This is a genomic window from Tindallia texcoconensis, from assembly GCF_055383815.1.
Map to the genome: position 1 here is coordinate 784,038 of NZ_AP042431.1, position 18,927 is coordinate 802,964.

The following is an 18,927-nucleotide window of genomic DNA, read 5'->3' on the forward strand; positions in this document are numbered from 1 at the left end:
ACTACCGAACCTCTATATTTTACCAGCGGTAGTGGGCAAATGCTTTGTTTGCTTCTGCCATTTTATGTGTATCTTCTTTTTTCTTAACGGAACCACCCATGTTATTAGCAGCATCCATGATTTCTTTTGCTAATCTTTCTTTCATTGTTTTCTCACTTCTAGCTTTGGTATACTTAACCAACCATCGAATTCCAAGAGTTTGTCTTCTTTCTGGTCTTACTTCGATAGGCACTTGATAGTTGGCTCCACCTACACGTCGAGCCTTCACTTCAAGAACTGGCATGATATTGTTCATAGCCTTCTCGAATACCTCTGTTGCATCTTCACCTGTTGTTTCTTTAATTGTTTCAAAGGCTCCGTATACAATCTTCTGGGCCGTCCCTTTTTTGCCATCTAGCATAATGCTGTTTATTAATTTGGTAACAACTTTACTCCCATAAATCGGGTCTGGTAATGAGACTCGCTTGGGCACGCTTCCTTTTCTCGGCACTTTACTTCCCTCCTTATCCAATAAAAAGATTCATCGGTACTCGACACCGTTCCCGATGCCGCTGTGCGTTCGAGCAAATTATATTGTATTATATTATATGCTTAAACGCTTCGCGTATTATTTTTTCTTAGGTCGTTTCGCTCCATACTTAGATCGACTTTGCATTCTGTCTGCAACACCTGCAGTATCAAGAGATCCTCTAACAACATGGTATCGAACTCCCGGAAGGTCTTTCACTCTACCTCCACGAATCAAGACAACACTATGTTCCTGTAAATTGTGTCCAGATCCAGGAATGTAAGCAGATACTTCGATTTGATTCGTCAGACGCACTCTGGCCACTTTCCTAAGCGCTGAGTTCGGCTTTTTAGGCGTTACTGTTTTTACCGATACGCATACTCCTCTTTTTTGCGGAGCACTAATGTCAGTTGTTTTTCTCTTAAGCGAGTTAAAACCTTTTAACAGCGCAGGAGAGTCAGAGTTTTCCTGTTCTACTTTTCGGCCTTTGCGGACTAGCTGATTAATCGTTGGCATTCATTTTCACCTCCTTTAAATGATTTCATTTATTTTATAACAGCTACAACAGTAGCTCCCACATCAATGGCACACATTTTCCCTAATTTTTTGCGACTTTCTATCTTCACAATATCCAGATCATGTTCTTTTGCCATATGGATTATTTTTTCAATCAGTCCTTGATCTGCATCTTGAGCAATGTATATCCTGCTAATTTCTTTTCCTTCACGTATACTGCGTGAAACCTGCTTCATTCCAACAACCGTATGTTCACGCTGCAGTTCTTCCAACACAACCATCCTCCCTTTCAGTGTAAGAGGTTTCTTCGCTGGAAATAAATCTTCCAGCGAAGTCAAAGATTTCAATGGTTAACTGCTGTTTTTTAGCACACTTATATAGTTTACCACCTGTAAAATATCGTGTCAAGATTTATTCGTCAATTAACACGGCATCTGCATACGGTGCTTTTTCCATCACAGTCATAGTTTCTTTATCAATTGCATCTTCCGAATCTACATTTAATGCAATTTTCTTATACTTATCCATGCCTGTTCCTGCTGGAATTAGCTTGCCAATAATAACATTCTCTTTCAAACCAATCAAAAAGTCTTCCTTGCCTTTAATAGCAGCTTCTGTAAGGACACGAGTTGTTTCTTGGAAGGAAGCTGCTGATAGGAAGGACTCCGTTGCCAAAGAAGCTTTGGTAATTCCCAATAAAACTCGTTTTCCCTTAACCAATTCTTCTCCAGATGCTACTCTCGTTGTATTAAGATCTTCCATGGAGTAAATACTCTCCAAGGCTCCTGGTAACATAGTTGCTTGTAAGTCTTCTTCAATCTTCACTTTTGAAAGCATTTGTCGTACAATTACCTCGATATGCTTATCGTTAATATCAACACCTTGAAGACGATAGACACGCTGTACTTCTTTAATAATATAATTTTGGACTCCTACGACCCCTTTTATTCCAAGAATATCGTGAGGATTCACGGATCCTTCCGTTATTTCGTCTGCCGCTTCGATGGTTTGACCATCACGAACTTTGATCCTTGACCCATATGGTATTTCATACACTTTTTCTTCATTTGCATTTCGTACATAAACTTCCCGCTTCTTTTTACTTTCTACTACGGTAACATCGCCATCGATTTCACTGATAATCGCCAGGCCTTTAGGTTTCCGCGCCTCAAAAAGCTCTTCTACCCTGGGAAGACCCTGGGTAATATCCGCACCAGCTACTCCGCCAGTGTGGAAGGTTCTCATGGTCAGCTGGGTTCCTGGTTCACCTATGGATTGAGCTGCAATAATTCCTACTGCTTCTCCTACTTGAACCTGTTTGCCCGTCGCAAGGTTTCTACCATAGCATACTTTACAAATGCCATACTTTGTTTTGCAGTTTAAGATGGATCTAATTTTAAGTTTTTCAATCCCAGCGGCAACAATGGCTTCTGCATCTTCTTCTAATACCATTGTCCCTTTTTCTAGAACTAACTCTCCTGTTTCTGGATGGATTGCGTCCTCCAGGAGATATCGTCCTACCAATCGATCGTAAAGTTCTTCTATGATTTCTTTCCCATCTTTGAAGGCCTCAACCACAATGCCTTCAGTAGTTCCACAGTCTTCATCCCGAATAATGACATCCTGGCTGACATCTACTAGTCTTCTGGTCAGGTATCCAGAATCCGCAGTTCTAAGGGCCGTATCTGCCAAGCCCTTTCGTGCCCCATGGGTTGATATAAAGTATTCTAAAACTGTTAACCCTTCACGGAAGTTGGATTTAATGGGTACCTCCACTGTATGTCCACTTGCATTTGACATTAATCCGCGCATACCACCCAATTGTCTGATCTGATTTTTACTACCACGAGCTCCTGACTGAGCCATAATGAAAACATTATTCATTGAATCTAATCCATCCATCAATGCATCCGTCACTTTTCCTGTGGTTTCTTCCCAAACACTCATTACTTTTTCGTATCGTTCATCATCCGAAATAAGTCCCCGACGATATACTTTTTCATACTGGTCTACACGACCTTCTGCTTCTGCTATGAGAGCTGCTTTTTCTTTAGGAACTTCCATGTCAGATATGGCTATGGTAATGGCGCCTTTTGTAGAATATTTAAAGCCCATAAATTTAATATAGTCTAACATTTTTGCTGTTGTTTGATTTCCATGTTTTCTAAAACATTTAGAAATGATTTGACCTAGTGCTTTTTTATCGCATACAAAATCTATTTCTAAACCATGAGGGTTTTGATGGCGGTCCACAAACCCAAGATCTTGTGGTATTTTTTCGTTAAAGATAAATCTCCCTACTGTACTTGTCACCATATGAGCTTCTTTATCTTCTTCACGCTGCATCCTCACAGTAACTCGTGCATGAAGGCTAACCTTTTCAGTAAAGTAGGCCATGAGCATTTCTTCATAGTCTTTAAAACGCATGCCCTCCCCAAGACTATCTGGGGTTTCTATTGTCAGATAATACGTACCCAATACCATATCCTGTGTAGGGGTGGTGATAGGTTGTCCATCCTTAGGTGCTAAGATATTATTAGGTGATAGCATTAAATTCCTAGCTTCTTCTTGTGCCGCATCAGAGAGAGGTACATGAACCGCCATTTGATCCCCATCAAAATCTGCATTATAAGCAGTACACACCAACGGGTGAAGTTTAATGGCTTTCCCCTCTACTAAAGTTGGTTCGAAGGCTTGTATTCCAAGGCGATGAAGTGTTGGAGCTCTATTGAGGAGAACAGGATGGTTCTTAATCACTTCTTCTAGTACATCCCATACTTCTGGCCGTACCTTTTCCACCATTCTTTTAGCACTTTTTATATTGTGTGCATGGCCTTCACCCACAAGTTTTTTCATCACAAAAGGCTTGAATAGTTCTAAAGCCATTTTTTTAGGGAGTCCGCATTGGTGGAACTCAAGTTCAGGCCCTACTACAATAACAGATCTACCAGAGTAATCCACTCGCTTCCCAAGCAAGTTTTGTCTAAATCGTCCTTGTTTCCCCTTCAACATATCTGATAGTGATTTCAATGGCCTGTTTCCTGGTCCTGTCACAGGCTTGCCACGACGCCCATTATCAATCAATGCATCTACAGATTCCTGCAACATTCTCTTTTCGTTTCGGACGATAATATCCGGTGCTCCCAAATCCAAGAGTCGTTTGAGTCGGTTATTTCGATTGATAACCCTTCGGTATAGGTCATTCAAATCTGAGGTTGCAAACCGACCACCATCTAACTGCACCATGGGTCTTAAATCTGGTGGAATTACAGGCACCACGTCCATAATCATCCATTCAGGATCGTTTCCAGATTTTCGAAAAGCATCTACTACCTCAAGTCGTCTAATGGTTCGAACTCTTTTTTGACCAGAGCTATCGATTAATCTTTGCCTTAGTTCTTCGTTCAATTCATCTAATTCTATTTGTTGCAGCAGAAGCTTAATGGCTTCCGCCCCCATGGATGCCTTGAAATAATTCCCAGTTTTACGAGCATGTTCCATGGCTTCTGCAAACTCTTTTTCCGTGAGAATTTGTTTATGTGTTAAATGACTTTCGCCTGCATCTGTAACCACATACGCTGCAAAATAAAGGACTTTTTCCAGAGATCGCGGAGACATATCTAACAAAAGTCCCATTCTACTGGGGATTCCTTTGAAATACCAGATATGCGATACTGGTGCTGCTAATTCAATATGGCCCATTCTATCTCTTCGCACTTTCGATTTGGTTACTTCCACACCACAACGATCACAAATAACACCTTTGTACCGAACTCTTTTATATTTGCCGCAGTGGCATTCCCAGTCTTTGGTAGGCCCAAATATTTTTTCGCAGAACAAGCCTTCTTTCTCAGGTTTCAACGTACGATAGTTAATGGTTTCTGGTTTTTTCACTTCACCCTTGGACCATTGTCTGATTTTTTCCGGTGCCGCAAGTGAAATCCGGATAGACTTAAAGTTGTTCAATTCTAACAAGGAGCTTCTCCCCTTTCTGATTTTAAACAGGTCAGTTCTCTGATCATCTCAACCTTCAGTGTTCCTCTGATCCTGTACCATCGTCTCCAGCATCATCCTCGTTCAAGGGTGGTTCCTCCTCAGGTGCTATGGAAAGCATGGATGACTCCAATTCTTCATGATCATATGCACATGCAACTCCAGGCTGAACATCAACTTTATCTCCAGATTCGATAGAAGCTTTTTCTTTTTTCAGGTCAGGACTTAATTCTGCTCCTTCAGCATGAATCTCGTTGATTTCTTCTTCGCCTACTTCTTTCAACTCAATTTCTGCATTGTCATCGGTTAACACCTGTATGTTCAACGCTAGACTTTGAAGTTCTTTAATTAACACTTTGAAAGATTCAGGCACGCCTGGTTCAGGAATTACTTCACCTTTTACAATACACTCGTAGGTCTTTACCCTACCAATAACATCGTCTGATTTAACGGTTAATATCTCTTGTAAGGTGTGCGCCGCTCCGTAGGCTTCTAGTGCCCAAACTTCCATCTCTCCAAATCGCTGCCCTCCGAATTGAGCTTTACCACCCAATGGCTGTTGCGTTACTAGGGAGTATGGTCCTGTACTTCTAGCATGTATTTTATCATCCACAAGATGGTGAAGTTTCAACATATACATATAGCCCACTGTTACTGGATTGTCAAAAGACTCTCCTGTCCTTCCATCTACCAACTGTATTTTACCAGATTTGGGATATCCAGCTTCTACCAATGCATCCATTACATCATGTTCATCTGCTCCATCGAAAACAGGTGTTGCTACTTCCCAACCAAGGGCTTTGGCAGCCATACCCAAATGAACTTCTAACACTTGGCCTATATTCATTCGTGATGGTACACCAAGGGGATTCAATACGACATCCAGCGGTGTTCCATCCGCTAGAAATGGCATATCTTCTTCTGGAAGTATTCTGGAGATAACCCCTTTGTTTCCGTGGCGGCCAGCTACTTTATCTCCTACGTTTATTTTTCTTTTTTTTGCAATATATACTCGAACCAATTCATTGACACCTGGGGAAAGCTCGTCACCATTTTCTCTGGTGAAGACTTTTACATCCACTACGATGCCAGACTCACCATGAGGCACTTTCAAGGATGTATCACGAACTTCTCTGGCTTTTTCACCAAAGATCGCCCTAAGCAGTCTTTCTTCTGCTGTTAATTCTGTCTCTCCCTTTGGAGTTACTTTTCCAACCAAAATATCACCAGACAAAACCTCTGCTCCGATTCGAATAATACCACGTTCATCCAAATCTTTTAACGAATCTTCTCCTACATTGGGGATATCTCTTGTAATTTCTTCAGGGCCAAGTTTTGTATCTCTAGCGTCTGATTCGTATTCTTCAATGTGAATTGATGTCAATACATCTTCTTTGACAAGCCTCTCATTGATCAAAATAGCATCTTCGTAGTTGTACCCTTCCCATGCCATAAAGCCAATTAAGCAGTTTTTCCCAAGTGCGATTTCTCCGTCTTCTGTTGAAGGTCCATCTGCAATTACTTCACCAGCTTCTACGCGCTGGCCTTTATGGACAATGGGTTTTTGGTTGACACAAGTTCCTTGGTTGGATCGTTTGAATTTCAGTAGTTTATACCGATCTTTCTGATCCTCATTATCTCTACGAATCACAATTTCAGTTCCAGTCACACGCTCGATAACACCAGCATGCTTAGAAAGCACCACTACACCTGAATCGATAGCGGCTTTGTATTCCATTCCAGTTCCAATAATGGGTGCTTCGGACTTTAATAGAGGTACAGCTTGTCGCTGCATATTAGACCCCATCAACGCACGGTTAGCATCGTCATTTTCCAAAAATGGTATCATTGCTGTGGCAACAGAAACAATTTGCTTAGGAGAAACGTCCATATAATCCGCTTCTTCTTTAGGAACAACATCGATGGCTCCATCTAGTGTTCTGGATGTAACTCTATTATTGATAAAACGACCGTCTTCGTCTAAAGGTTCATTGGCCTGAGCAATCGTAACCATATCCTCTTCATCCGCAGTAAGATATTCTACTTCCTTAGTCACCTTGCCTTCTTCCTGAATAATTTTCCGATAAGGCACTTCAATAAATCCATACTCATTTACACGGGCATAGGTGCTTAGGGAGTTAATCAAACCAATGTTCGGTCCTTCTGGTGTCTCAATAGGACACATTCTACCGTAATGGGAATGATGTACGTCTCTCACTTCAAAACCAGCTCTCTCACGAGATAAACCTCCTGGTCCCAGTGCCGATAGTCTTCTTTTGTGCGTTAGTTCTCCTAAGGGGTTTGTCTGATCCATAAACTGCGATAATTGAGAACTTCCAAAAAACTCTTTTATAGATGCTACCACAGGTCTAATATTAATAAGAGCTTGTGGCGTTACTAAATCCACGTCTTGTATGGTCATTCTTTCTTTTACCACGCGTTCCATCCTGGATAATCCAATACGAAACTGGTTTTGCAGTAGCTCCCCCACAGATCTCAGCCTACGATTACCAAGATGATCAATATCATCCACATGACCAATATCATGAGCCATGTTGAAAATATAGCTAATGGATGCAATGATATCCGATACTAAAACATGTTTTGGCATTAGTTCTCGATAACGAGCATTGATAGCTTCGCAAATGGCTTCCTCGGTATCACAGGTTTCCAATATTTCTTTGAGAACCGGATAGTAGGCCATTTTCTTCACTTTTAGTTTAGATGGATCTGTTTTAATATGGGCTTTAATATCGACAAATTGATTGCCAATTACCTTGATAATTTGATTTTCCTCAGAGTAAACCTGGACTTCATTGATTCCTGAGTTTTGAATAGTTTCTGATATTCGCCGCGTAATCTTTTGCCCCGTTTCAATCAACACTTCGCCAGTATTGGGATCTATAACGTTTTCTGCCGCTTTTCGATAGATAATTCTACTGGAAAGCGCTAGTTTTTTGTTAAACTTATAACGTCCCACTTTGGCCAAGTCATATCGCTTAGGATCAAAAAATAGGGAATGCAAAAGAGAGGTGGCACTCTCAACAGTTGGCGGTTCACCTGGACGTAGTTTTTTATATATTTCAAGGAGTGCTTCTTCTTTATTAGTCGTATTATCTTTCTCCAAAGATGCTAGCAAACGATCATCTTCGCCCAGCAAATCGATGATTTGTTGATCCTTTGAATACCCTAAAGCTCTCAGAATAATCGTAATTGGTTGTTTTCGGGTTCGGTCAATTCGGATAGAAACAACGCCATTTGAATCTGTCTCGTATTCCAACCAAGCTCCCCTATTGGGGATGAGAACGGAAGAAAACAATCTATTTCCTGACTTATCATATTCTGAATTGTAATAGACACCAGGAGACCTAACTAATTGACTGACAATCACTCGCTCAGCACCGTTAATAATAAACGTACCCGTTTCTGTCATGATTGGAAAGTCGCCCATAAACACTTCTTGTTCTTTGACTTCACCGGTTTCTTTATTAATTAACCGGACCTTTACCTTTATGGGTGCAGAATAAGTCATATCCCTTTCTTTTGATTCTGCAACACTGTACTTTGGTTCTTCACCCAATTTATAATCTACAAATTCTAAAATCAAATTTCCTGTATAATCTTCAATGGGTGAAATATCTCCAAAAACTTCACCAAGGCCTTCTTCTAAAAACCAATCATAGGATTCTTTCTGGATTTCAATCAAACTGGGAATTTCAAGAATTTCTTCAATCCTCGAATAGCTCATACGCTCTTTGTTGCCAATTTTGACAGGATGAGGCATGCTGGGATTCACTCCTTATCGATTCAAGATGGGGTTTGTATTTGAAATGAAAAATCCCGTTTTCACAGATGAGACGCCATGTCTAAAGGCTGCATACGGAATTGTCATTAAAGCGGATACCGGATCACTCCAGTGAAAAGAAATATTGTTTTATGCAATGTGTAATTTTATCACAATGATCCATGTTTAGTCAACATAAAGTTGTATTTAAGAAAGCCCCTCTGATCCATAATAAATAGAGGGGCTTTCGAGTAGATGCAACAAGAATGCATTTCTATGATTATTTAATCTCTACAGTAGCTCCAGCTTCTTCTAATTTCGCTTTGATGCTATCTGCTTCTTCTTTTTCCGCAGCTTCTTTAACTGGCTTCGGCGCTTCGTCTACCAATGCTTTGGCTTCTTTTAAGCCAAGACCAGTAATCTCACGAACCACTTTGATAACACCAATTTTAGAAGAACCAGCGCTTTCAAGGATAACATCAAATTCTGTTTGCTCCGCTTCAGCTGCTCCACCTGCCGCAGCTCCACCAACCATTACTGGAGCACTTGCAGATACTCCAAATTTTTCTTCTGCCGCCTTCACCAACTCATTTAATTCAGTCACTTTCATATTTTCAATTGCTTCGATAATTTGTTCAATTGTCATTTACGACACCTCCATTAGATTTCTTGTTTTTTTATATAAGCTTGTACACCCATCATTTTCCACCATTTTAACTAGCTTCTTCCTGTTTATCTGCAATCGCTTGTACCAGATAAGCAAAGTTTGCCACCGGAGCCTTAATGCTTCCAAGAAGTTTTCCAATAAGAACTTCTTTGGAAGGAATTGACGCCAGTTCTTTCACCTTTTCTTCATTAAAGTATTCGCCTTCTACAATACCCGCCTTGATTTCAAGAGCGCTATGTTCTTTAGCAAATTCACTGCCGATTTTCGCCGCAGTTATTGGATCGTCATATCCAAATGCAATTGCATTGGGGCCTGTTAGAACCTCTTTGATTTCTTCCATCCCTGCCACATCAGCAGCTCGCCTTACAAGTGTATTTTTATATACTTTGTAGTCAATTCCAGCTTCTCGGAATTTAGATCTTAATTCGGTGGCTTCCTCAACGGTAAGTCCTCTATAATCAAATAGTATTGCTGATGCTGATTCATTCAGCTTTTTAGCAATTTCTTCAACCACCGCTTTTTTTCTTTCAATGGCTTTCGTCATACATGTGCACCTCCCCTTTAATTGATCCTTGCTTTTACGAAACAAAACCTTCATCTACCATGCAGACAAAGGCCTTTTTCTCTATTTCGAAAAAGCCTCGGCAGGTTCTTTAAACAGTTTTACTGTCCCTGCGGTCTACGGCAGAATATACAATTTTATTGTTGCTGATTACATTACTTTACTAGGGTTGATTCGAATTCCAGGACCCATCGTGCTTGTTAATGTAATGCTTTTAAAATATTGTCCTTTTGAAGCCGAAGGCTTTGCTTTAATAACCGCATCCAACAAAGCATTTAAATTTTCTTTCAACTTATCTTCATCAAAAGATTTTTTTCCTACGGGTACATGTAGAATATTCGTTTTGTCTAGTCGATATTCCACTTTCCCAGCTTTAATTTCTTCTACAGCTTTCTCTAATTCGAAAGTCACTGTCCCAGATTTAGGGTTAGGCATTAATCCTTTAGGACCAAGCACTCGACCTAATCGACCTACAACACCCATCATGTCAGGTGTCGCTACCACTACGTCAAATTCAAACCAATTGTCTTTTTGAATTTTTTCTACCATGTCTTCAGCACCAACGAAATCAGCACCTGCTTTTTCAGCTTCTGTTGCTTTTTCACCTTTTGCGAAAACTAATACCCTTTTGGTCTTACCTGTACCATGTGGCAAGACAACGGCTCCACGCACTTGCTGATCTGCGTGACGCGAGTCTACTCCCAGCTTCGCATGCAATTCAACGGTTTCATCAAACTTAGCCGATGGTAATTGCTTTAGAAACTCTACGGCTTCATTCACGTCGTACATCTTTTCTTTGTCGTATACTTTTATAGCATCTTGATATTTTTTACCTCGTTTTGGCATTTTCTTACCCTCCTTGTGGTTCTATCGACTCCTAGAGCCTCCCACCGTCTCATTACTCTTCTACTTCGATTCCCATACTTCTTGCTGTGCCAGCAATCATGTTCATTGCGCTTTCCACTGTTGCCGCATTCAAGTCTGGCATTTTCAGCTCAGCAATTTCTTGAAGCTGTGCTTTCTTAATTTTTCCAACTTTGTTTTTGTTGGGCTCACCTGAAGCTTTGTCTAAGCCTACTGCTTTTTTGATTAAAACTGCAGCTGGTGGCGTTTTTGTAATAAATGTAAAGGATCTGTCTGCATAAACCGTTATAATAACCGGAATAATAAGGCCGGCTTGTTCTGCTGTCTTTGCATTAAACTCTTTACAGAATCCCATGATATTGACACCATGTTGTCCCAAAGCTGGACCAACAGGTGGTGCTGGTGTTGCCTTTCCCGCAGGGATTTGCAATTTGATTTGACCAACTACTTTTTTCGCCATCTTTCCACCTCCTTCATCCTAATAATCGCATCCACAAGGGCCGCGTTTTATAAGGTTTCCACTTGGTGAAACTCAAGTTCCACCGGGGTTTCCCTTCCAAACATGTTGATTAACACTTTAAAGGTTTGTTTGTCCATGTTGATTTTGACAATACTTCCAATAAAGCTTTCAAAGGGACCACTTACCACACGAACAGAATCGCCTTCTTTAAAGTCAATTTCTTGTCGTGGTATTTCAACACCCATATTCCTTACTTCATATTCCGTCAGTGGGACTGGCTTGGAACTTGGGCCTACAAACCCAGTAACCCCTCTGGTGTTACGCACTAAGTACCAGGATTCATCCGTCATAACCATTTTGACAATGACATATCCTGGATATAATTTTGTTTCCTTAATTTTTTTCTTACCATTTTTAATTTCCACTTTTTCTTCCGTGGGTACATTCACTTCTTCAATCACATCTTCCATCCCACGATTTTCAACCATTTTCTCAATGTTTACTTTCACTTTGTTCTCATGGCCAGAATATGTGTGTACTACATACCATTTCGCTTCTTCAGTCATATGTTAGCAGGTATCGCCATTGACGACAACCCGATCCCCCCTTTTATATCCATAAACGCCAAATATTCATTGGTTATCAGATGATCATATTTAGTCCGAAACCAAAAACCGTATCCAGCAGCCATAGGATTACAGTGGCAATTGCACATACGACTACAACGACGGCTGTATGATTCTTAAGCTCTGCCCTAGTTGGCCAATGAACTTTTTTAAGTTCAGCTTTTGAACTCTTGAAGTACTTTCCCGTCGACTGGGATTTGTTTTGTGGTGCAGTTGTTTGAGTAGCCATCACGCATCACATCCTTTATTTGTATTTCTTTTGTGGCTAGGTTACTTGGTTTCACGGTGTAAGGTGTGGCACCTGTCAAATTTGCAGTACTTTTTTAGCTCCATGCGATCTGGATCATTTTTTTTATTTTTCATTGTATGATAATTTCTTCTTTTGCATTCAGTGCAAGCCAACGTCACTTTAACTCTCATTCATTCACACCTCCCTGCTCACAATACTTAACTTTATCTCCGTCTATTAGAGTGCGGATCCTAACTTTCGACTCTTTAACTGGTAAAATATATCATATTTATTCTCACCTGTCAACACAACCTGTTTTTTTCATGGCTTTTCACTAGGCCTAAATAAAGGATCAAGCAGTGCCTGACCCTTTATTTCTTCTCTCCTACCAAGTTCTACACTACCTACTCAATAATATCTGCAACTACCCCGGCTCCTACTGTTCTTCCACCTTCTCGAATCGCAAATCGGAGGCCTTCTTCAACGGCTATTGGGGAGATTAGTTCTATGTCCATTGTTATGTTATCTCCTGGCATTACCATCTCTACTCCGTCTGGTAATTTAATGCTGCCTGTTACGTCTGTTGTTCTAAAGTAGAACTGAGGACGGTAGCCATCAAAGAATGGTGTATGGCGTCCACCTTCTTCTTTTTTCAATACGTACACTTCGGCTTTGAATTTTGTATGTGGATTGATGCTTCCTGGCTTGGCTATTACTTGTCCACGTTCTATTTCGTCTCGCTGGATTCCTCTCAGCAATAAGCCTATGTTGTCTCCTGCTTGAGCGTAATCTAGGAGTTTTCTAAACATTTCTACGCCGGTTACTACTAGTTTTCGTGGCTCTTCGGAAAGGCCTACTAATTGTACTTCTTCCTGTACTTTTACGGTTCCTCGTTCTACTCTTCCTGTAGCTACGGTTCCTCGTCCGGTAATGGAGAATACGTCTTCCACTGGCATTAGAAATGGCTTGTCTACATCTCTTTCTGGCTCTGGGATGTATTCGTCTACGGATTTGAACATCTCTACGATGTGCTCTGCCCATTCACCATCTGGATCTTCTAAGGCTTTTAATGCGCTGCCTTTGAAGATTGGGGTGTCATCACCTGGGAAGTCGTATGCGTTCAGCAGGTCTCTTATTTCTAACTCTACTAATTCTAGTAGTTCTTCGTCGTCTACCATATCGCATTTGTTCATGAATACTACAATATAAGGTACGCCTACTTGTCGAGATAACAGAATGTGTTCTCTCGTTTGTGGCATTGGACCGTCTGCTGCGGATACTACTAGGATTGCTCCGTCCATCTGCGCCGCGCCTGTAATCATGTTTTTAACATAGTCGGCATGGCCTGGGCAGTCTACGTGGGCATAGTGACGATTGTCTGTTTCATATTCTACGTGGGCTGTAGAGATGGTAATACCTCTCTCTTTTTCTTCTGGTGCTTTGTCGATCATGTCAAAGGCCACTGCCGCACCTGTTCCAAATCGTTTGTTTAATACAATGGTAATCGCTGCTGTTAAAGTGGTTTTACCATGATCTACGTGGCCAATGGTTCCTATGTTTACGTGGGTTTTACTTCTTTCATATTTTGCTTTTGCCATTTTCTTTCCTCCTTAAAATATATCCATAAAATAATTCTTTGAATCAACTCTGTTCATAGTGGTTTCTTTCTTCCAAATAGCGTTCCAACTTCCTTTTTACTCGCTGCAATGCATTATCGATGGATTTTTCTGATCTCCCTATCTCTTTAGCTATTTCCTGATAGGATCTTCCGTTTATGTACAGCATCAGGACTTTCATTTCCAAATCACTCAACACTTCTCCTATAACGTCCTCAATAGAACACAATTCTTCCTGGGAAATCATCAGTTCTTCTGGATTTGTAATCCTATGCCCAGATACCATCTCCATCAACGTCCTGTCAGAATCATTGGCGCAAACTGGCTTATTAAGAGATATATAGGAATTCAACGGTATATGTTTTTGGCGGGTTGCCGTTTTGATAGCTGTAATCATTTGTCTGGTGATACACAGTTCTGCAAAGACTTTGAAGGATGAAGGCTTTTCATTACGATAATCTCGAACTGCTTTAAATAAACCAATCATGCCTTCTTGAACGATATCTTCCCGATCAGCACCAATTAAAAAGTAAGATCTGGCTTTTGCCTTCACAAAATTTTTATACCGATCCATGAGTATTTCCAAGGCTTCTAAGTTTCCATTTCTTGCTAATTCTAGAACCAACTCGTCTGACAGTTGCTGTACTTCAGTTGCATTAGTATGGTGAGGTAAATGCTTTGTCACACCCATAGACATCGCTCCCGACTTATAACTAGACGAACCTATAGGTATTATATCCCAACCTTTAGGCTTACGTCAACCTGAGCCTCTATTCCTCCTAAGTTTCTCTAGCTTTTCCAAAGTAGTTGGGTCTATTCTAGTTGCAAGATCTTCTTTTGGCTTTTCTAGCTTCTTAGCCGCTTCTCGTATTCCTTTGCCAGCATCCCCCAAGTCCAACTGTAATTCTCTTACGCTAATCCTTGTGGCACCCCCACCTAATATCATTAGTTGCTCTGTCCAGTCATTTGTAACTACCATGACGTTGTATCGGTTCACAAATTCTTGTATTTTTTTTTCTATAAAACGATCTGCTGTCATTTTTTCTTTTGTAAACACCACTTGTATTCCTTTTATGTTTTCTACGGTTTCTCTGGATCTCGGTGTTTTATAGGCGTCAAATACAATAATGACATCCATCCCTCTGTAGGCACGGTATTCTGCCATTATTTCCACCAGCTGATCCCTGGCTCCCTGAAAATCATGTTGCTGTATTTCCTGAAGCTCTGGAATCGAATTAATGACATTGTACCCGTCCAGAATCAGCACATCTTTCACCGTGTCGTCTCCTTTATTCTGTGGTTCTGAGAGAACACTTCATACAACAATATCCCGGCTGCAACAGAGGCGTTAAGGGAACCGGTTTTACCAGCCATAGGAATACGAATAAGATAGTCACAGTTCTCTTTAACCAACCTAGAAACCCCTTTTCCTTCGCTTCCAATCACTAGTCCCATAGGCCCTTTTAAATTTTGACCATACGCCTCTTGGGACCCTTCTCCATCTCCACCAGCAATCCAAAAGTTCTTGTTTTTCATGGATTTGATTGCCTCTGTCATATTGACCACCTGGATAACCGGAACATGTTCCAGTGCTCCACTGGCAATCCGTGCCACGGCTGGCGTTACCCCCACGGCTCTTTTTTTAGGAATCACTACTGCTGACGCACCAAAAACTTCTGCACTACGTATAATTGACCCCAGATTATGAGGATCCTCAATGCCATCCAGTAAAATTATTAACGGATTTTCCTTTGTACGAATGGCTTCATCAATGATGTCATCAAAATCTCCGTATTGATAGGGCTCAACTTTCGCAACTACGCCTTGATGATTTCGACTTTGAGCCATTCGATTTAATGTCTCTTTGTCCGATTCTTTGATTGGGATTCTTTTCTTTCTTGCTAAGGCTACAATTTCTTGTACCGCTTTTCCTTTCATGCCACCGGCCAACCATATTTCCAATATGGTTTTATTGGATTTAATCGCTTCTAATACTGGATTTCTTCCTTCTAATTGATCCGCCATATTTAAACAGTCCCTCATTAAAGATTTTTAAAATACGATGATACTTCCTGGGATTTCCCGCAACTCATAGGTCCTTCACCACAAATCCCATAGACGCAATCTGGTCCAGCTGCTGCAAAAATCGAAGGTGCCACTTTTTTAACCTGCCTCAGCATTTCTGTGGCGAGTATACGGATTTCCCACTGGGCACGATTACAACAACGAATCCTAAAAAAATGCAGAAGGGTTCGTGCATTCATGGTAATCACTATTTTTGTTTCACAGGCATTGGGCAAAACGTACCTAGCGTCTTCGATCCCACGCTTTTCAGCTTCAGAACCTGCTTTTGCTTCTGAAAGTCCCTTCTCAATTAGTTCACGTCTGTACTTTTCCGTCAATCGATCCGCTATTTCATCGTAGGTTTTTTGCTGTTCTTTCATCATTCTAACAAATAATTCTCTACTCTTTTCATCCATATCTATGGCAGGAGGAATCACATATTCAAATCCACCTTCCCGAACATATCTCTGGCTTTTTTGGGAATAGCTTGCAATTCGGTGCCTCACCAATTGATGCGTCAAGCTTCTGGATACCCCTTCAACAGAAAAAGTAAAGCTAATATGCTCGATCGGTGATTCATGCCCCATTTTTGCCAGCAACTGAACAAAATGGTCAACAGCATTAGACTCCAGTCCCTCCATGAGTTCTGTAGCACCATGTGATGAATAACAAAGTTTCGCTGCGGCAGCCACCATTTTTTCTGGTTCAGGGGTGTGGGTCATCAATTTAACCATCAGCTTCGTTTTCATAGGCTGGAAACCCTCCTTCTATTTGAACATCTCTTAATGGGATTATCCATAGAAGATATGCTCTTACTCTTGCTTCGTACTCTCCTGCTAGTTGAATCTCAACCATTTCATCTGTATCATCATCTAAGCTAACGATAGTTGTTTCACCGTCACTTTCCACCTTGTTGACGTTAATTGTTCGATAGGTCAGTATTTTCATTCGATCCATCATCGTTTGCTGCTGAAACGGTGCCATCAATCTGGCAAATTCTGCATAATCAGCCATCCTTTCAGACTCTGCCCTGTAAGGATCCATGAAAAGGGATTTAACCGACAGGCCGATCAGTAGCACAATCAACGCTATGAACATCTTCTTTTCAGTGGCTTTCATCGCTTAATTCCCCTTTATGCCATTCTTCTAAAATCTCCATACCTTTTTCCATGATTTGCATCATACGGTCTGTCTTTTGCTGGTAATATAAGAATCCAATCAAGGCTTCAAATCCAGTGGCATACCGATAGTCCTGCATGTCAGCATTTTTCGGTGCATTGGTCTTTTGATTTCTACCACGTCGAATAAACCATTGCTCCTCTTCCGTCAATTGCTCCTTCAATCGATGTACCATTTTCGCTTGAGAAGCTGCTTTTACATAAAAGATGGCTTTATGATGCAATCGGTTAACAGAAATATCATTTCGGGTCACAAGGCAATCCCTTACATACAATTCAAAGATGGCATCCCCCAAGTACGCCATGGCCAAAGGAGAAGCTTTTTTTATATCGACGTTCTTTTTTTCAGCGTTTTGTTCTCTCATTATTTCAAAAACTTTCATAAGATAGCAGACTCACTCCTTTTCTTTCTTCACATTCCCATTGGATTATATGACAACGAGCATCCGTTTTCAATGTTTAGATCTTTTTCCACTTGATGCCTTCCGGCGTATCTTCTAGCAAAACCCCTTTTTCCCTTAGGCGATCTCTAATCTGATCTGCCAATACAAAGTCTTTCGCTCTTCTTGCAGCTTGTCTTTCTTCAATAAGATCCTCTATTTCTTCCTCCAAAATTGCTTCCGCTGGATTCCTCTTGGTTAAAAGCCCAAGCACAGCGCATTGTTCATTTAAGACTTGGACAGCTTGCCGGATCGTTTCTTTACTTAAACCACTGCTTAAGTGGCCATTAATGGTTTTTACCAGTTCAAAAATAACCGCTATCCCATCCGCTGTATTAAAGTCGTCATCCATTTCTTGGATAAATCGATTTTCAAATTCATGGATTTGATTGAAAACTTCCACATCCTTCTCTGATGATGCTGGTAGTTTTTCTATATAATAGTTCCAATTATCCCTGGCGGTATAAAGCCTCTCCAATCCCTGTTTTGCCGATTCCATTGCTTCTTGGCTAAAATTAATGGGATTACGATAATGCGCTGATAGAATGAAGAATCGAGCCACTTCCAAATCAAATGTTTCCTTGATTTCGCGAGGTGTAAAGAAATTATTAAGGGATTTTGACATTTTTCTATTATCCACATTTAAATACCCTACATGAATCCAATAATTAGCAAAAGGTTTCCCATGTAAAGCTTCGCTCTGGGCCACTTCATTTTCATGGTGAGGAAAGGTTAAGTCCCCGCCACCTCCATGAATATCAATGGTATCCCCCAAGTATTTACGTGCCATAGCTGAACATTCTATATGCCAGCCTGGTCGCCCATGGCCCCAGGGACTTATCCAATATGGTTCACCTGGTTTTGTTTTTTTCCACAAGGCAAAGTCTAGGGGATTCTTTTTCTTTTCATTGACTTCAATCCGTGCTCCAGCTCTTAATTCCTCCAGGCTTTGCTTCGAGAGACGACCATAGGCTGGATAAGCCACCACATCAAAGTAAACATCCCCTTCCAATTCATAGGCATATCCTTTTTCAATTAATGCTTTTACAAATTCAATAATTTCTTGAATGTTCTCCGTGACTCGAGGATGAATATCTGCTTTTCGAATGCCAAGACTTTCTGCGTCTTCAAAATACGCTTCAATATATTTTCGACTAACAGCTTCCGGTGTTAGGCTTTCTTTTTCTGCCTGCTGAATAATTTTATCGTCCACATCTGTAAAGTTCTGTACAAAAGTAACCTGGTAGCCTCGATATTCCAAGTAATTTCTCATGGCATCAAAGGTGATAAACGTTCTTGCATTTCCAATATGAAAATAATTATATACCGTCGGCCCGCAAGCGTACATTTTGATTTTACCCTCTTCCAAGGGTATAAAGTCTTCTTTTTGTCGTGTTAAAGTATTATAAAATTTCATCTT

General features: G+C 40.7%; 20 protein-coding genes and 1 other annotated feature. All 20 genes read right to left on the minus strand.

The features are described from left to right. Positions 1-19: 19 nt before the first annotated feature. Positions 20-490, minus strand: coding sequence for a 30S ribosomal protein S7 (gene rpsG, locus ACZ47N_RS03780; RefSeq protein WP_464887806.1), 471 nt, complete (start codon positions 488-490; stop codon positions 20-22). Positions 491-607: 117 nt separating this feature from the next. Then, positions 608-1,024, minus strand: a complete 417-nt coding sequence (rpsL, locus tag ACZ47N_RS03785) for a 30S ribosomal protein S12 (protein ID WP_464887807.1) — start codon at positions 1,022-1,024, stop codon at positions 608-610. Positions 1,025-1,053: 29 nt separating this feature from the next. Continuing rightward, positions 1,054-1,299 (minus strand): ribosomal L7Ae/L30e/S12e/Gadd45 family protein, encoded by a 246-nt coding sequence (locus tag ACZ47N_RS03790; protein ID WP_464887808.1) that lies wholly within the window; start codon positions 1,297-1,299, stop codon positions 1,054-1,056. A gap of 136 nt (positions 1,300-1,435) precedes the next feature. Then, on the minus strand, positions 1,436-4,999 hold the full coding sequence (gene rpoC / locus ACZ47N_RS03795) for a DNA-directed RNA polymerase subunit beta' (RefSeq protein ID WP_464887809.1): 3,564 nt from the start codon (positions 4,997-4,999) through the stop codon (positions 1,436-1,438). Positions 5,000-5,054: 55 nt separating this feature from the next. Continuing rightward, positions 5,055-8,801, minus strand: coding sequence for a DNA-directed RNA polymerase subunit beta (rpoB, locus tag ACZ47N_RS03800; RefSeq protein ID WP_464887810.1), 3,747 nt, complete (start codon positions 8,799-8,801; stop codon positions 5,055-5,057). Positions 8,802-9,081: 280 nt separating this feature from the next. Beyond that, positions 9,082-9,447, minus strand: coding sequence for a 50S ribosomal protein L7/L12 (rplL, locus tag ACZ47N_RS03805; protein ID WP_464887811.1), 366 nt, complete (start codon positions 9,445-9,447; stop codon positions 9,082-9,084). 67 nt (positions 9,448-9,514) lie between these two features. Beyond that, a complete protein-coding gene (gene rplJ, locus ACZ47N_RS03810) occupies positions 9,515-10,012 on the minus strand; it encodes a 50S ribosomal protein L10 (RefSeq protein ID WP_464887812.1) in 498 nt (165 codons plus the stop codon). A gap of 32 nt (positions 10,013-10,044) precedes the next feature. Beyond that, positions 10,045-10,171 (minus strand) — a sequence feature (ribosomal protein L10 leader region). A 9-nt stretch (positions 10,172-10,180) separates the two neighbouring features. Continuing rightward, on the minus strand, positions 10,181-10,876 hold the full coding sequence (rplA, locus tag ACZ47N_RS03815; RefSeq protein ID WP_464887813.1) for a 50S ribosomal protein L1: 696 nt from the start codon (positions 10,874-10,876) through the stop codon (positions 10,181-10,183). A 52-nt stretch (positions 10,877-10,928) separates the two neighbouring features. Continuing rightward, complete coding sequence (gene rplK, locus ACZ47N_RS03820) at positions 10,929-11,354, minus strand: 50S ribosomal protein L11 (protein WP_464887814.1); 426 nt, start codon at positions 11,352-11,354, stop codon at positions 10,929-10,931. 47 nt (positions 11,355-11,401) lie between these two features. Further along, positions 11,402-11,920 (minus strand): transcription termination/antitermination protein NusG, encoded by a 519-nt coding sequence (nusG, locus tag ACZ47N_RS03825; protein ID WP_464887815.1) that lies wholly within the window; start codon positions 11,918-11,920, stop codon positions 11,402-11,404. Positions 11,921-11,996: 76 nt separating this feature from the next. After that, on the minus strand, positions 11,997-12,209 hold the full coding sequence (gene secE, locus ACZ47N_RS03830; RefSeq protein WP_464887816.1) for a preprotein translocase subunit SecE: 213 nt from the start codon (positions 12,207-12,209) through the stop codon (positions 11,997-11,999). Between the two features lie 41 nt (positions 12,210-12,250). Further along, positions 12,251-12,400 carry a 50S ribosomal protein L33 gene (rpmG, locus tag ACZ47N_RS03835; RefSeq protein WP_093315629.1) on the minus strand — a complete coding sequence of 50 codons (150 nt, stop codon included), beginning with the start codon at positions 12,398-12,400 and terminating at the stop codon, positions 12,251-12,253. Positions 12,401-12,613: 213 nt separating this feature from the next. Further along, on the minus strand, positions 12,614-13,807 hold the full coding sequence (tuf, locus tag ACZ47N_RS03840) for an elongation factor Tu (protein ID WP_464887804.1): 1,194 nt from the start codon (positions 13,805-13,807) through the stop codon (positions 12,614-12,616). A 43-nt stretch (positions 13,808-13,850) separates the two neighbouring features. Further along, positions 13,851-14,522 (minus strand): RNA polymerase sporulation sigma factor SigH, encoded by a 672-nt coding sequence (sigH, locus tag ACZ47N_RS03845; protein ID WP_464887817.1) that lies wholly within the window; start codon positions 14,520-14,522, stop codon positions 13,851-13,853. A gap of 60 nt (positions 14,523-14,582) precedes the next feature. After that, complete coding sequence (locus tag ACZ47N_RS03850; RefSeq protein ID WP_464887818.1) at positions 14,583-15,101, minus strand: NYN domain-containing protein; 519 nt, start codon at positions 15,099-15,101, stop codon at positions 14,583-14,585. After that, positions 15,098-15,850 carry a 23S rRNA (guanosine(2251)-2'-O)-methyltransferase RlmB gene (rlmB, locus tag ACZ47N_RS03855; RefSeq protein ID WP_464887819.1) on the minus strand — a complete coding sequence of 251 codons (753 nt, stop codon included), beginning with the start codon at positions 15,848-15,850 and terminating at the stop codon, positions 15,098-15,100. The genes ACZ47N_RS03850 and rlmB overlap by 4 nt, the downstream gene beginning before the upstream one ends. Before the next feature lie 17 nt (positions 15,851-15,867). Further along, on the minus strand, positions 15,868-16,638 hold the full coding sequence (gene thyX / locus ACZ47N_RS03860) for an FAD-dependent thymidylate synthase (protein ID WP_464887820.1): 771 nt from the start codon (positions 16,636-16,638) through the stop codon (positions 15,868-15,870). Then, positions 16,616-17,008 carry a hypothetical protein gene (locus ACZ47N_RS03865; protein ID WP_464887821.1) on the minus strand — a complete coding sequence of 131 codons (393 nt, stop codon included), beginning with the start codon at positions 17,006-17,008 and terminating at the stop codon, positions 16,616-16,618. Before ACZ47N_RS03865 ends, thyX begins: the two co-directional genes overlap by 23 nt. Further along, the gene (locus ACZ47N_RS03870) at positions 16,995-17,450 is read right to left on the minus strand and encodes a Mini-ribonuclease 3 (protein WP_464887822.1); all 456 of its coding nucleotides are present in this window, start codon (positions 17,448-17,450) and stop codon (positions 16,995-16,997) included. Before ACZ47N_RS03870 ends, ACZ47N_RS03865 begins: the two co-directional genes overlap by 14 nt. A gap of 76 nt (positions 17,451-17,526) precedes the next feature. Next, positions 17,527-18,924, minus strand: coding sequence for a cysteine--tRNA ligase (gene cysS / locus ACZ47N_RS03875; protein WP_464887823.1), 1,398 nt, complete (start codon positions 18,922-18,924; stop codon positions 17,527-17,529). Positions 18,925-18,927: the final 3 nt, after the last annotated feature.

Coding starts and splice junctions, on each gene's coding strand:
- rplA (WP_464887813.1), bottom strand. CDS start 10,876: ATGCCAAAACGAGGTAAAAAATATCAAGATGCTATAAAAGTATACGAC.
- rlmB (WP_464887819.1), bottom strand. CDS start 15,850: ATGGCGGATCAATTAGAAGGAAGAAATCCAGTATTAGAAGCGATTAAA.
- rplK (WP_464887814.1), bottom strand. CDS start 11,354: ATGGCGAAAAAAGTAGTTGGTCAAATCAAATTGCAAATCCCTGCGGGA.
- rplL (WP_464887811.1), bottom strand. CDS start 9,447: ATGACAATTGAACAAATTATCGAAGCAATTGAAAATATGAAAGTGACT.
- rpoB (WP_464887810.1), bottom strand. CDS start 8,801: ATGCCTCATCCTGTCAAAATTGGCAACAAAGAGCGTATGAGCTATTCG.
- sigH (WP_464887817.1), bottom strand. CDS start 14,522: ATGTCTATGGGTGTGACAAAGCATTTACCTCACCATACTAATGCAACT.
- secE (WP_464887816.1), bottom strand. CDS start 12,209: ATGGCTACTCAAACAACTGCACCACAAAACAAATCCCAGTCGACGGGA.
- tuf (WP_464887804.1), bottom strand. CDS start 13,807: ATGGCAAAAGCAAAATATGAAAGAAGTAAAACCCACGTAAACATAGGA.
- rplJ (WP_464887812.1), bottom strand. CDS start 10,012: ATGACGAAAGCCATTGAAAGAAAAAAAGCGGTGGTTGAAGAAATTGCT.
- cysS (WP_464887823.1), bottom strand. CDS start 18,924: ATGAAATTTTATAATACTTTAACACGACAAAAAGAAGACTTTATACCC.
- thyX (WP_464887820.1), bottom strand. CDS start 16,638: ATGAAAACGAAGCTGATGGTTAAATTGATGACCCACACCCCTGAACCA.
- nusG (WP_464887815.1), bottom strand. CDS start 11,920: ATGACTGAAGAAGCGAAATGGTATGTAGTACACACATATTCTGGCCAT.
- rpmG (WP_093315629.1), bottom strand. CDS start 12,400: ATGAGAGTTAAAGTGACGTTGGCTTGCACTGAATGCAAAAGAAGAAAT.
- ACZ47N_RS03870 (WP_464887822.1), bottom strand. CDS start 17,450: ATGAAAGTTTTTGAAATAATGAGAGAACAAAACGCTGAAAAAAAGAAC.
- rpsL (WP_464887807.1), bottom strand. CDS start 1,024: ATGCCAACGATTAATCAGCTAGTCCGCAAAGGCCGAAAAGTAGAACAG.
- ACZ47N_RS03865 (WP_464887821.1), bottom strand. CDS start 17,008: ATGAAAGCCACTGAAAAGAAGATGTTCATAGCGTTGATTGTGCTACTG.